At 35.8% G+C, this 14070-nt stretch carries 14 protein-coding genes; 4 read left to right on the forward strand and 10 right to left on the reverse strand.

The window, feature by feature from the left end; genetic code table 11:
• Nucleotides 1-8 precede the first annotated feature (8 nt).
• The gene (locus I3217_RS12635) at nt 9-752 is read right to left on the reverse strand and encodes a lysophospholipid acyltransferase family protein (protein WP_435050123.1); all 744 of its coding nucleotides are present in this window, start codon (nt 750-752) and stop codon (nt 9-11) included.
• A gap of 77 nt (nt 753-829) precedes the next feature.
• Here I3217_RS12635 and trpS point away from each other — a divergent pair, with 77 nt between their 5' ends.
• Complete coding sequence (trpS, locus tag I3217_RS12640) at nt 830-1798, forward strand: tryptophan--tRNA ligase (RefSeq protein ID WP_435050124.1); 969 nt, start codon at nt 830-832, stop codon at nt 1796-1798.
• A 53-nt stretch (nt 1799-1851) separates the two neighbouring features.
• Nucleotides 1852-3321, forward strand: coding sequence for a hypothetical protein (locus tag I3217_RS12645; RefSeq protein WP_435050125.1), 1470 nt, complete (start codon nt 1852-1854; stop codon nt 3319-3321).
• Here I3217_RS12645 and dprA read toward each other — a convergent pair.
• Nucleotides 3318-4418, reverse strand: coding sequence for a DNA-processing protein DprA (dprA, locus tag I3217_RS12650; RefSeq protein ID WP_435050126.1), 1101 nt, complete (start codon nt 4416-4418; stop codon nt 3318-3320). The genes I3217_RS12645 and dprA overlap by 4 nt on opposite strands.
• A gap of 161 nt (nt 4419-4579) precedes the next feature.
• On the opposite strand from dprA, the gene I3217_RS12655 reads away from it, so the two are divergent.
• Both I3217_RS12655 and I3217_RS12660 read left to right on the forward strand, forming a co-directional pair.
• Nucleotides 4580-5518 carry an SPOR domain-containing protein gene (locus I3217_RS12655; RefSeq protein ID WP_435050127.1) on the forward strand — a complete coding sequence of 313 codons (939 nt, stop codon included), beginning with the start codon at nt 4580-4582 and terminating at the stop codon, nt 5516-5518.
• 127 nt (nt 5519-5645) lie between these two features.
• Nucleotides 5646-6155: an acyl-CoA thioesterase gene (locus I3217_RS12660; RefSeq protein WP_435050128.1), complete on the forward strand. Its 510-nt coding sequence runs from the start codon at nt 5646-5648 to the stop codon at nt 6153-6155.
• Nucleotides 6156-6171: 16 nt separating this feature from the next.
• Here I3217_RS12660 and I3217_RS12665 read toward each other — a convergent pair whose 3' ends face one another.
• The 8 genes from I3217_RS12665 to atpG form a co-directional block, all read right to left on the reverse strand.
• Entirely contained in the window at nt 6172-7401 is a 1230-nt protein-coding gene (locus I3217_RS12665) for a murein hydrolase activator EnvC family protein (RefSeq protein WP_435050129.1), read from the reverse strand.
• Nucleotides 7398-8168, reverse strand: a complete 771-nt coding sequence (locus tag I3217_RS12670; RefSeq protein WP_435050130.1) for a DUF4292 domain-containing protein — start codon at nt 8166-8168, stop codon at nt 7398-7400. The genes I3217_RS12665 and I3217_RS12670 overlap by 4 nt, the downstream gene beginning before the upstream one ends.
• Nucleotides 8165-9496, reverse strand: a complete 1332-nt coding sequence (locus tag I3217_RS12675; RefSeq protein WP_435050131.1) for a tetratricopeptide repeat protein — start codon at nt 9494-9496, stop codon at nt 8165-8167. The genes I3217_RS12670 and I3217_RS12675 overlap by 4 nt, the downstream gene beginning before the upstream one ends.
• Before the next feature lie 52 nt (nt 9497-9548).
• Nucleotides 9549-10568, reverse strand: coding sequence for a sugar phosphate nucleotidyltransferase (locus I3217_RS12680; RefSeq protein WP_435050132.1), 1020 nt, complete (start codon nt 10566-10568; stop codon nt 9549-9551).
• Nucleotides 10569-10631: 63 nt separating this feature from the next.
• Nucleotides 10632-11066, reverse strand: a complete 435-nt coding sequence (gene dut, locus I3217_RS12685; RefSeq protein ID WP_435050133.1) for a dUTP diphosphatase — start codon at nt 11064-11066, stop codon at nt 10632-10634.
• 1 nt (nt 11067) lies between these two features.
• Nucleotides 11068-12528 (reverse strand): lipopolysaccharide biosynthesis protein, encoded by a 1461-nt coding sequence (locus tag I3217_RS12690; RefSeq protein WP_435050134.1) that lies wholly within the window; start codon nt 12526-12528, stop codon nt 11068-11070.
• 68 nt (nt 12529-12596) lie between these two features.
• Nucleotides 12597-13052, reverse strand: coding sequence for a hypothetical protein (locus I3217_RS12695; protein ID WP_435050135.1), 456 nt, complete (start codon nt 13050-13052; stop codon nt 12597-12599).
• A gap of 156 nt (nt 13053-13208) precedes the next feature.
• Nucleotides 13209-14069, reverse strand: a complete 861-nt coding sequence (atpG, locus tag I3217_RS12700) for an ATP synthase F1 subunit gamma (protein ID WP_435050136.1) — start codon at nt 14067-14069, stop codon at nt 13209-13211.
• Nucleotide 14070 lies beyond the last annotated feature (1 nt).

A 14070-nucleotide genomic window follows, 5' to 3' on the forward strand; every position in this document is an offset into this window, starting at 1 on the left:
TAAATGAATTAGTCTTCTGCATGAAATTTATTTAACTGGTTTAAAATAAGATTGCGAGCAGTTTCCTTTAGCTCTTTGCAATCCTGAAGTGTCATGCCCTGGGTTTCAAGAAATTTATGCACATGAACCCTCATTTTACCCGGACCACCATTAAAAATTTCAAAAGGATATCTTTTCTTATTGTCTGCAAATGTAATAGGCACCACAGGAATCTGATGATTAATAGCCAACCTGAAAGCCCCGTCTTTAAACTGGTCTAAAACAACATCCTGATCGGGCACACCGCCTTCAGGAAAAATACAGATGCTCAGCCCCGATTCCAATCGTTTTTGAGCCCTTTCAAAAACCCCATGTCTGCTTTTTAAACTGTCGCGATCTACAAGAATACAGGTACGCTTGTAGAAAAACCCAAATAAAGGAATTTTTGCCAGCTCTTTCTTCCCTACAAAAACAAACGGATTTTTAACCGTAACCAACATAAGCATAATGTCGGTCATCGACGTATGATTAGCTATAAACATATAACTACTTTCAAGCTGAGTTTTCTGTTCGCGTTCAATAATCCAATAAAACCCCATACCAATTAAAATAAATCGCGCCCAGAATCTTGCCAGTCTAAAAAAGAAAGGATACCAGGACTCCTTTAAAATTGAAATGATTAATAGGGGAAGAAGTACTATTATAGGAAGGGAAACCAGAAGGTAAAACCATACCCGGTAAAAAATCCAGAAAAAATATTTAAAAACATTCATGCGACCCAAAAATACATAATTGTATTGAGCTATTTTACTAAATAAATTACCTTTGTTCTCCAATCAAAATTTCAATCATGGCAAGAATACTTACAGGTATACAAAGTACAGGAACACCTCACTTAGGAAATATATTAGGCGCTATTACCCCGGCAATAAAAATGGCTAACAACCCGGAAAACGATTCGTTTTTATTTATTGCTAACATGCACACTTTAACTCAGATTAAAGATGCCGAAATGCTAAAACACAACACGTATTCTGTAGCTGCTACCTGGCTTGCCTTTGGCCTTGATATTGATAAAACCGTATTTTACAGACAAAGCGATATACCACAATGCACAGAATTATCATGGTATTTAAGCTGTTTTTTTCCTTACCAGCGATTAACCTTAGCACATGGTTTTAAAGACAAAGCCGATCGTCTGGAAGATGTTAATGCCGGATTATTTACGTACCCCATGTTAATGGCTGCAGACATTTTGCTTTACGATGCCAATATAATTCCAGTTGGTAAAGATCAGCTTCAGCATATAGAAATGACCCGAGATGTTGCTTCGCGCTTTCATGCCAAAATGGGAGAAACATTTGTGTTACCAGAAGGAAAAATTGAAGAAAATGTGATGATTATTCCTGGAACAGATGGTGAAAAAATGAGTAAAAGTCGTAACAACTTTATCAATATCTTTTTAGAGGATAAAAAATTAAGAAAACAGATTATGGGCATTCAAACCGATAGCACACCGCTTGAAGCTCCAAAAGACTGGAGTACCTGCAACTGTTTTGCTTTATATAGTTTATTGGCTTCTGAAGACCAGATTGCAACCATGAAAGCGAATTACGAAAACGGCAATTACGGTTACGGTCACGCAAAACAGGCCTTATTTGAATTGATAGTAGAAACTTTTGCAAGTCAACGCGAAAAATACCACTACTACATGAATAACCTGGAAGAATTAGATAAAGTACTGGCTGTTGGTGCAGAAAAAGCAAAGGCAGTAGCCGAAGATGTTTTACAACGCGTAAGAGAAAAAGTAGGCTATTAATTAAGTCTACTTTTTCTTTAAATCGCTATCCATCTACAAATCAACACAAACCTATGCATCTCCCAAACTCCCGCGTACTAGTATTTGTATTATTCATTTTTACAGCCTTCGAAAGCCTGGGTCAGGAAGGACTTAATTTTAAGGTTAATCAACAATTTTATCTAAAAGGTAACACCGCTTTAATTGGCAATAACATTGTTAGTGAAGACGCCACAAAACCTTTTGACGATCAAAGTATATACAACGACAAAATAAAAATGGAATATATTGACATCGATGATGATAAATCGACGTTCAGTTCCAGTTCAGCTAAATTAACCTTACCGGAAACTTCAAAAAAAATTGCGTATGCCGCCTTATACTGGAGTGCCATTTACAAATACGACAAAGGCTATACCAGAACTCTGGGAGATCAGATTGTATACCGCGGAAACGACAATCGCGAAGTTGACGTAAATAAAATTTTATTTAAACTACCCGAAGCAGAATACACTCCAATAGATGGAACGGTGATTTACGACAGCTATTTAAACAGCCAGTTTAACGACACCAAACCCTATGTCTGCTACGCAGATGTCACCGAATTACTGCAACAAAACAAAACCACTAACGGTTATTATACTTTAGCGAACATAAGAGCTACAGAGGGTTTTGTTTCCGGAGGGTGCTCCGGGGGCTGGTTACTTTATATCATTTACGAAGACGACACTGTAAAACCAGCATATTTTACCACGTATAACGGATTTATAGAAGTCAATAAAGAAGCAGTAGACATTACTTTCAAAGACTTTATTACCGATGAACAGGGTGAAATTAAAACCTCCCTTTCATTAGGTGTTTTGGAGGGCGATCAAAAATTTAAAACCGATGCGTGTTATGTGATGAATCAGGATTCGGAATCGTATACAGCACTTTCAAACAAACTGAGAGATAAAACTAATTTTTTCAACAGCACGATTACCATTGGAGGCAAATATTTTAAGGATAGGATTCCTGGCAGTATAAACACCTTGGGCTTCGACCTGCTGAAAACTGATATTGCCAATCCAAATAATACAGTCTTATCGAACAACAGCTCTAAAATGACCATCCGCTTCAAGACCAAGGCCGACCGATTTTATGTGTTTTTCGTTGCATTTGAAACCGAAATCAGCCCGGTATTACTAGAAAGTAAAAACACCGATTATTTTATGAGGGCAGATACCGAGACTTATGCCCTTCCTCAACAAAAAGAACTGGATAAAATAACGAACCTAAAATCTATTAGCATTCCAGACCTTGCAAAAGGCTATTATCTGGTTACTAACGTATTTTCGGTAGAAGCCAATGCTACAAAATGGAAACAATTTTTAACCGAAAAAGGACATAACCCTAAATCTTATAAAAACCCAAAGAATAATTGGGATTACATCTATTTACATATGAGTGAAGACCCGAATGAAGTCTATTTAAAACAGCGTGAATTAGATAAACTGGATTACTTTAAAGACATTTGGATTTTAAAAATTAATATGGCAAATTAAATCAGCTCGAAACATTTTCCAGGCAAGGGTCGTACAATCCCTTTTAATTCCATATTTAAAAGTAAACCTGCCGTTTTAAAAATAGGAAGTTTACAATGTAAAGCGATGACGTCGAGCAACTCTTTATTCTGATTTTTTAAATAGTTAAAAATCAAAAGTTCCTGTTCATCCAAATCAACGAACAGTTGCTTCTGCACTGGTTTTACGCTGGTTTCAAGGTCCCAGTTTAAAATATAAGGCACATCTAATGGTGTAGACAACAAGTGTGCCTTTTGTTGTTTTATTAAATTATTACAACCAATACTCATGACATCGGTAGTTCGTCCAGGCACCGCAAAAACATCGCGATTATAAGTATTTGCAATATCGGCAGTAACCAAACTCCCGCCTTTTTCAGCCGATTCGATAACGATAGTCGCTTCGCTTAAACCAGCAATTATCCGGTTGCGTTTTAAAAAATTGTTTTTGTCAAAAACTGCAGTACTCCAGAAATCACTTAAAAATCCTCCATTTTTTTCAACCTCAGCCATGTATTTTTTATGGTTTTTAGGATAAATCTGATTTAAACCATGAGCCAGACAAGCTATAGTTTGCAGACCATATTTTAAAGCGGCCTTATGCCCTGTAATATCTGTTCCGTAGGCAAATCCTGAAACAATAACCGGATTAAAAGGTTCAAGTTCTTCTACCAGTTTTTCGCAAAATGCCATGCCACTACTGGTAATTTTTCGAGTTCCAACTATACTGATAATTCTACGCTGCTTTAATTGCACCGTTCCAGTTTGAAACAATAAAATCGGACCGTCGATACAATGTTTTAGTTTATCGGGATAATCGGCAGATTCAAAATACAAACAGTCAATGTTATTGGCTTTTATAAATTCCAGTTCTGCCTCTGCTGCTTTAAGGTGGTCGTCCAGTTTTAACTCGTTTAGCCGAAGAACACCAATACCATCAATTTTAGCCAGACGCTGTTTTTGTTCTTTAAAAACCGCCTCTGCAGAACCACAGTGCGCTATTAATTTTTTAGCCCCGACATCTCCAATTCTTGGCACGTGCTGCAAAGCTAAAACAAATAAAAGTTCACGGTCTGTCATAATCAAATTTCACGGAAATTAACTCTGAATAATTAAAAAATTCTATATCTTTAGAAAAGTAATCATTTGATTATGAACACGCAAGACCTCAAAAGAATATATGTTAATAAAAAGTGAATATCATTTTTTGTTCAGATTAAAATTTGTCTAACTTTGTTTTTATGCAATTAGAATCTTACATAAGCGACTTACTATATAGATATGAGTGTGTTATCGTTCCTGAGTTTGGAGCATTTTTAACACAACGTGTTTCGGCGACGATAAACAATGAAACAAATACATTTTATCCGCCTAAAAAAGCCTTATCCTTTAACGAGCAAATCCAGCAGAACGATGGACTTCTAGCACATTATATTGCCGATGTTGAAAAGATACCATACGAGGTTGCCGTTAAAAAAATAAGTAAACGCGTATCCTACATTAAATCATATTTATCCGAAGGAGAAACTATTGTATTTAAAAACATAGGCGATTTAGTGTTAAATGAAGAAGGTAAAGTTACTTTTGAACCTTCTAACCATTTAAATTATTTAACTGATGCTTTCGGACTTCAGCAAATGGTCTCTCCTGCTATTACAAGAGAAGTATATAAACAGGAAGCCGAAGCTTTAGAAAAGGTCATTCCTATTGCCGTTACTCCAGAGCGCCGTAAAACAAAACCGAATTTACGTTATGCCGCTGCTGCTGTGATTGCTTTAGCTGCCTCAGCTTATATGGGCTCTAAATACTATGTAAACCAGATAGAAACCCACAACCAGATAGCTCAGGAAAATGCCAATACGCAATTGGAAAACAAAATTCAGGAGGCCACATTTGTTATTAAAAATCCGTTGCCAGCTGTAAGTTTAACAGTTACAAAACCTGTTGGCAATTACCATATTATTGCAGGGGCATTTCGAGTAGAAGAAAACTGCGATAAAATAGTTTCCGAACTAAAAGACCTAGGCTTTAACGCCAGAAAAATAGGCGTTAATAAATTCGGTTTACACCAAGTTGTTTACGATAGTTACGAAAACCGATCAGATGCATTAAAGGCTCTTAAATCGATTCGTGACAATAATAATCCGGATGCCTGGTTACTTGTTAAAAATTTAGATTAAGAATCTTATTTATACAAAACTCAAAAGCGCTGGTACGAAGTATTAGCGCTTTTTTTATGACTAAATATTACTTTACTCTTGCTTAGTTGTTTCCACTTTGTAACTTTGTTTCAAATTATATGAAAAAATGGCTCCAAAAACAGCTGAAGCATCTAAAACCACTTTAACCGACCTTGTTTTACCAAGCGAAACCAATCCTTTAAACAATTTATTTGGAGGAGAACTCTTAGCCCGTATGGATCGTGCAGCCAGTATAGCTGCCAGACGACACTCCAGACGCATAGTAGTTACTGCATCGGTAAATCACGTTGCCTTTAACCGCGCCATTCCGTTAGGAAGCGTAGTAACGGTTGAAGCAAAGGTTTCCAGAGCGTTTAAAAGCTCTATGGAGGTTTATATAGATGTGTGGACAGAAGATCGCGAATCGGGGCTTAAAACTAAAGCTAACGAAGCCATCTACACTTTTGTAGCTGTAGAAGAAACCGGAAGACCTGTTCCTGTTCCCGAATTAATTCCGGAGACCGATCTTGAAAAAGAACGCTATAAAGCCGCTTTACGTCGTAAACAACTTAGCTTAGTATTAGCAGGGAAATTAAAACCACACGACGCTACCGAATTGAAAGCCTTATTTCAATAAGACTTTATTTTCAGCTTTACATTTTATATAACCACGATGCCGGGTTTTGCGTGTTACTTTCTTTAAACACACTAAAACTTAGAGTCGTATCTCCCGTGGCTGAATTGGTAAACACCTCTCCAATAGATTGATTGGTCGTTACTTTGTCGCCTTTTTTAACATAGACTTTTCCTAAGTTTTTATAGGCTGTAAAGTAATTACCATGTTGAATAAGCACTGTAGGATTCCCTTTTTTCTGAACAATTATCGCGTATACCTCTCCATTAAAAACGGCACGTACCTGAGCTCCCGGACTGGTTGCAATGCGCACACCGTTACTGTGAATCGTCGCGGTTTTTACTATCGGATGCGGTTGATTTCCATACTTTAATTTCACCACACCTTTTTCTACCGGCCAAGGTAATTTTCCTTTATTAGCCACAAAACTGGCTGCTAAATTTTTAGCTTCAGGTGTAAGCGTAAATCCAGATGTATTCGATTTATTACCCGCTTTTTTATTAGATTTGGCTATAGCCTCTCGAATTAATTTTTCAATTTCCCTATCTATTCTGTCGGCCTCTTGCTGTTTTTCTTTGATTTGAGCTGTATACGATTTCAAATCCTTCTGAATAGATGCCATTAACTCACGCTGTTGCTTACGCTCCAGTTCCAGTTGAGCCTGTGCAATACTGTTCTCTTTTATTAAAGCCTGTTTATCTTCCTTCTGCTTTAATAATTTCTGATTCGCAATTTTTAGCTCTTCAGTTTTAATCTGAATATTTTCTCCCTGTTGCTTTTGAAAATTGGAATATTGCTTAATATATTGTAATCGCTTATACGCCTGATGAAAGTTTGTAGAAGACAGTAAAAACATAACCTTACTCTGCGTACTTCTGCTTTTGTAAGAATGTACAATCATTTCTGCATAATCGGCTTTAAGGTTCTCAAGATCTTCACGGAGCTGAGTAATTTCGCGCTGATTAACACCTATTTCACGGGTTAATAAATTAGCCTGCTGATTTGTAACCTTAATGAGGTTATTCCTAACATTAATCTTATGATTAAGATCCTCAATTAATGATAATTGTGACTTGGCCTTCGATTTATTTTTAAAAAGCATACTGTTAATCTGCTCTATCTCCTTACGAAGCTCCTGTCGACGCTCTTCGAGCTCGAGTTGTTTTTTACTTTGCGAAAAGACAGACACACTACTTAAAAAGCAGCATAATACAATGGCTATTTTATATACGATTTGTGGCTTAATCATTTAAGTTCTATAACTTCAAAACCTGAAGGAATTTTAAAAGGAAAATGCAATTTTTCGTTCAAAGATACAGATTTGAATTCCAATTCTATAATACTTTCGCTCTGACCTTCTACCGCATTTATTTTTATCTGTTCCGGAATAATCTGACCATTTACATCCTGATATTTTAAATAATCAATTTCCAGCAAACGTTCGTCCTGTGGCTGAGACAATTGTTGAGACACGATTTTAAAATACACCGGATTTATAATGTAAAACAACTCGAATAACGGATTCTGCTGTTTTGGCTGTACAAGATATAAATCGTTATTTACAGAAGCTGAATACGTGGACTCCTCTAAACCAAAAAGAGCTTCTCCCAGAAGTAAATTCTGCACTTTATTAAAATCTAAGTCTGTGCCTACAAAATCACTCAACAATTTAAAATCGCCTTCAAAATAAGTATTATCCAGTTTATTGTAAAAACTCACTTTTTCTGGAGTAACCAATAATCGGGCTGCCGAAAAAGGTCCGTTTAACCAAATGGTTTTGTCCTTTTCCATTCGCAGATTTACAACTACAGACTTAACATTATCACCTTCAAAATAATTAGCTTTTATTTTTGCTGATAAGCTTTTAAATCGGGCAGTCTGCTTAGAATTTTCTCTTAATACCTGCTTTGTATTTAAGTTAAGATTAGCATCTGTACCTGTTAATGTTTTGGTGGATTTACACCCGCTAAACACTCCTATAAATACAAACAATACAATTACATGTAAGTTCTTCATTTATTTGAAATTTCTAATTTGTTAGCTTTATCGGCATATTTTTTCGCCTCTTTACTATTATTAAGACCAGAGTATGACAGACTTAACTGATAGTAAAAATCGCTTTCCATTTTTTTATTATCAATGATATAATCCACTCCCATACTTAAAGGTTCCAAGGCCTCTTTAAATCTGCCTAGTTTATTTAGTGACAAACCATTCATTAAATATAATTCCGGTTGAGACGGATATTTTAACAAGGCTTCCTCACTTCGTTTAACAGCAAGTTCGTATTGTTTTAAATCGATATACAATACAATAATATTCCGTAAAATAGCGTAATTATCACCTTCTAGTTTTAAAGCCTCATTATAGTAGTCAATCGCTTTCTCCTTTTCTCCTTTACTCAAATAATACTGAGCTAGTTCTACCAGAGTTTTACCATCGTTGGCATCGCCAACAAGAGCTGTTACCTCTACAAGATCTTCTTCGTACTCCGGATGTGTACCTACGAATTTTACAAAATCTGTAAGTACCAATAGTTTGGCTTCCGGTTTAATTTTGGCACTTTTTAAAGCAATTTTCATAGATGCTATGGCATTTTCAGTATCATCATCATCCAGATAAAATTTATATAAAGCCAGATGCACTAACTCGGAATTAGGATTAACTTCCAATAGCTTTTTAGCCGTTTCGAAAGCCTTTTCCTTTTCGTTGCTTTCGCTGTATCGGTAAATTAGCGCAAGATAATTCGATTCCTGCTCCGGGTTATTTTCAACCCGCTCTTCCAGATTTTGTATTTGCTCCTTTTTCTGTCCGGTAGCATCGTAAATCTGATTTCTTAAAAAGTCGCGATTAACAGAAATACCAAATTCTGCATCTAATTCATCTAATACCTTTAAAGCTTCTTTATAATCTTTTGTTCTAACAAACAAAGCTGCAAGATCCTCTTTATAATCGGGATGGTACTTTACCAGTTGCTTTAAAGTCTTTATCGCCTTATCGTAATCGTTTTGCTGGGCGTAAACATCGTAAAGCTCGTCTAAATACCATTCGTTATCAGGTTCGGCTTTTATGGCTTTCTTTAGCGCATTTTCGGCTTCACCAAAATTTTTCAGCTTATTGTAATTCTTTCCTAATTCAAAATATAATACAGAATAGGAATCATCTAAAGCTATACATTTTTGAAGCGCCTCTACTGAACGACTGTAATTTTCTATTCCTTTCTGTTTTAATGCCTCGAAAAACAACTCCTGAAACTGGTCGTCTACTTCCCCCAGATCATCTGTAGGTTTCGCATTAAAATCTACTTGAGCATAAGAAAACATTGGGACTAAAATTAGTCCCAAAATAGTTCGTTTTATATTCGATTGAAATCTCATACCCAAGAATATGCTCGTCTTATTTTAACACGGAATAATCGCCAATACTTATGGTTTTAAAATGACCATCGAATTCGACATAATTTCCGATCATTGCATCGTCTAAATTAGCATTTTTAATAGTAGAATGATTGCTAATTATAGCATTTTTAACGCTTGTATTTTCAATAACACAATCTGTTCCTATAGAGACATTTGGTCCTACAGTAGCATTGGTTAAGATCACATTATCGCCAATATAACACGGTGGAATAATTTCTGAATTATTTAGAACAACGTTAGGAGACACCAAATTTTCTTCACCGTCCTGTTGTAAAAATCCAAGCATTCTTCCGTTGGTTTCAACAGTGACAGTTTTATTCCCGCAGTCCATCCACTCATCTACCTGTCCGGTTTTAAATACCTTGCCTTTAGCCATCATCCCTTTTATACCATCGTTAATCTGGTATTCTCCACCATGAATGATATTATTGTCTAACACATACTGCAATTCATCCTTTAACACGGCAATATCTTTAAAGTAATAAATACCAATAACAGCCTGATCGCTAACAAACTCCTTTGGTTTTTCAACCAATTCTACGATTTCATTTCGCTCGTTTAATTTTACAACACCAAAAGCTTCTGGGTGTTCTACCTGTTTCACCCATATTACAGCATCGGCTTCTTCATCTAAATTAAAATCGGCACGTATTAAAGTATCGGCATAAGCCACCACTGCAGGACCAGACAAAGACGGTTTTGCACTCATTATAGCATGTCCAGTCCCTAAGGGTTTATCCTGACGGTAAATTGAAGCTTTAGCTCCCAAATCGTTTGCCAGCTGGGTAAGACTTTCTACAACATCATCTCCAAAAAAAGCAGGGTCTCCAAGAATAAAAGCAACTTCTTCGATTGGTTGATTTATAACTTTGGCTATATCTTTTACCAAGCGGTGCACTATAGGCTGACCGGCTACAGGAATTAATGGTTTAGGAACTGTTAAGGTATGTGGACGTAATCGCGAACCGCGACCTGCCATAGGTACTATAATTTTCATCTTTGTAATATATTTACACCGCTTAAAACGGAATATAAATCGGGTTATTTTCTTAGTATCGGATTATTTTCGGCCCGTACTGCCAAATCCGCCTTCACCTCTATCGGTTTCCGACAAAGTTTCTACTTCTTCAAACTGAGCCTGTTCATGTTTTGCAAAAATCAATTGAGCAACACGCTCTCCGTTTGTTATGGTAAAATTTTCATTGGATAAGTTAACTAAAATTACACCAATTTCACCACGATAATCAGCATCTATTGTTCCCGGAGCATTTAAAACAGTTATACCATATTTTGCCGCGAGTCCGCTACGTGGTCTTACCTGAGCTTCCGAACCTACCGGCAATTCTATAAATAAACCTGTTTTAACAATAGTACGCTCCAGAGGTTTTAAGGTAATATCTTCTGAAATATTTGCACGAAGATCCATACCAGCCGAAGCTATGGTTTCATAATGCGGCAAAGCATGTGCCGATTTATTAATAATTTTTACAGTCATTTTATCGTTTTAGTAAACTTAATATCGTTTGTTTTTCAAACTTATAGATTATACCCATGAATACCAATAAAAATGCTACTCCAACAACGTAGTTTGCTCTAAAAACATAGAAGGAAAGCAAGGATAGTAAAAGAGATATTAAAATATAAGCACTGATTTTTTTTATATTGTAAGGTATCGGATAATATTTTCTTCCGAAATAATAGGATAAAACCACCATGCTACCGTAAGCAGCAAGAGTAGCTATTGCCGAGCCTTTATAACTTATAATCGGTATAAGCCAGAAATTTAAAACCAAAGTAACAACAGCTCCGAAAATTGAAATATAAGCACCGAATTTTGTCCGGTCTGTAATTTTATACCACACCGATAAGTTGTGATACATGCCCAAAAACAAATAGGCAAGCAAAATTATTGGTACAATACTCATTGCTTCCCAATATTCTTCGCTACGTATTACAATGAGTTTTAATATATCGGCAAATACCACCACACCCAATAAAATTAAACTTCCAATAGTAACAAAAAATTCTAAAATGTAGGCATAGTTTTTCTGTGGGTTTACTGTTTTTGCATGACTAAAAAAGAAAGGTTCTATCCCCAAACGATACGCCGTAGCAAATAAGGTCATAAACAGCGCCAGTTTATAACATGCAGAATACATTCCAATCTGGGTATCGGCAATGTTCTCTGGTAACATTTTACTCAGCAAAATCCTGTCGAAAGTTTCGTTAATAGAAAAAGCTATACCCGCAATTAATACTGGAAAAGCATATTGCAACATACGACGCCACAGTTCCGCCTTAAATTTATATGAGATTTTAAGGTAAAATGAAGCCAGTAACATCAAGGTTATTCCACTGGAAACAAGATTGGATATAAATATATAATTAATCTCAAAATTAGGCCTGTAAAGCTGTTCTGAAAGGAAATGCGCACCACTGTGTTTAGGAAGCCACAACAAGAAAAACAGATTAAGTCCTAAGTTTATAACTACATTAATAATTTTAATATAAGCATATTTCATAGATTGCTCTTTGGCGCGTAACCAGGCAAATGGAATAATAACCAGGGCATCTAAAAGTAAAATCCAGATAACAAGTTTTATATATTCAACTTTAATATCTGTTATTATTGCAATCTGATTTTGAAATAAAAGTGCCAGAGCAAAAAAAACAAATGAAGAGATGCCAAGTGAAATTACAGATGTTCCCACTACAGCCTCCTGATCCTTTTCCTTATTAAAAAACCTGAAAAAAGCGGTTTCCATACCATAGGCCAGGATAACATTGAAGATAACAAACCACGAAAATATAACAGAAATTTTGCCGTACTCTGCAACCGAAGTCAAGACTCCTGGTGTAGTGTATAACGGAACCAAAAAAAAGTTTAGCATACGCGGTAAAACCGTGGCTAAACCATAAACTACAGTTTGTTTAAAAAGTCGTTGTAATGCGCTCAATTTAATGGAAAATCTAGGAGGCTAAAAGTATAGAATTCGATAGAATATTAAAAGAAACCAGGCAATTATTACTGAAATGACCGTATAGTTTGAGGGTGTTTTATGGCTTTCTTTTCAAGTTTATCGCTTTTAAAATATTTCGTTTTATTGCCTTCTGTATATTCTATTACACATTCGTTTGATTTTAAATCAAATTTAGGAAGTACAGCTTCAGTTTCAGTCTTTGCACCAGTATTTAGCTTGTCATCATTCATTAAGGCCGGTTGTTGATTGGTAGACAACAAAACCTTTCCGAAAAATCTCGTATTATCCTTATCGCTTTGAGTTAATTTAGCCTCGTAATTATCAAAATAAACAGCATTTAACACAATATTTTCAGCGGGTATAGCTTTCAGCTTTAAACTGATATTATAACCGGAACCTCCTCCTTTTACACCGGCAACCCAATGCGAATATTCGGCGGTTACGATTTCAAATGACACTTGGTCTTCCAATACCTGAGCAGAAACACACTGCCATAACATGAAAGCTGAAATTACAACTGTCAATCGAAAAAACATATACTTTATACTGCGCATAAAATTGAAATTACAAGTTATTTTAAAGATACAAAAACAATAGCTATGCCATAAAAAAAGCCCCACATTACCGTGAGGCTCGATTATCTTAAAACCTTTAACTTAGTTATTCAAGGCTTCTGCACCACCAACAATCTCAAGGATTTCGTTAGTAATCGCAGCCTGACGCGCTTTGTTATAGGTTAATTTTAATTGATCTCTTAATTCTTTAGCGTTGTCTGTTGCTTTATGCATTGCAGTCATACGCGCACCATGCTCGCTCGCGAAAGAATCTCTTAAACCTTTAAAGAACTGTGTTTTTAAAGATTTAGGAATTAAATACTCAACAATTTCCTCTTTAGAAGGCTCATAAATGTAATCCAAAGTAAGGTTACTATCTGTTTCTACAGGAACGATTGGCAGAAACTGTTCTGTAGTTACAACTTGAGTAGCGGCATTTTTAAACTGATTGTAAACAATTTCAATTTTATCGAAGTCGCCATTAACGAATTGCTCCATTAATTCCTCTGCTATTTCGGCAACATTTTCAAAAGTTAAATTATCGAAAATCTCGCTTTTATTAGCAATAACTTTACCTGTCTTTTTAAAAGCATCGTTAGCCTTTTTACCAACAGCTAAAAAAGAAACGTCCTTACCAGCGTATTTCTCGCTAGTTAATCTATTTACTTCCTTAATGATATTGGAGTTAAAAGCCCCACATAAACCTCTGTTTGATGTAATAGCTACTATAAGCACCTTATTAATCTCACGTTGGTCGGAATATTTACTTCCAGAATCTGCATCTAAAGTTGCACTTAAACTTTGTAAAAGTTCGGTAAGCTTATCTGAATACGGACGCATTTCAGTAATAGCATCTTGTGCCTTCTTTAATTTTGCAGCAGATACCATTTTCATGGCACTGGTAATCTGCATCGTTGAAGATACCGAGGTAATTCTGTTACGTATTTCTTTTAAATTTGCCATT

The sequence above is a fragment of the Formosa sp. S-31 genome (assembly GCF_051172795.1).
In the GTDB taxonomy this organism is placed as follows: Bacteria; Bacteroidota; Bacteroidia; order Flavobacteriales; family Flavobacteriaceae; genus Formosa.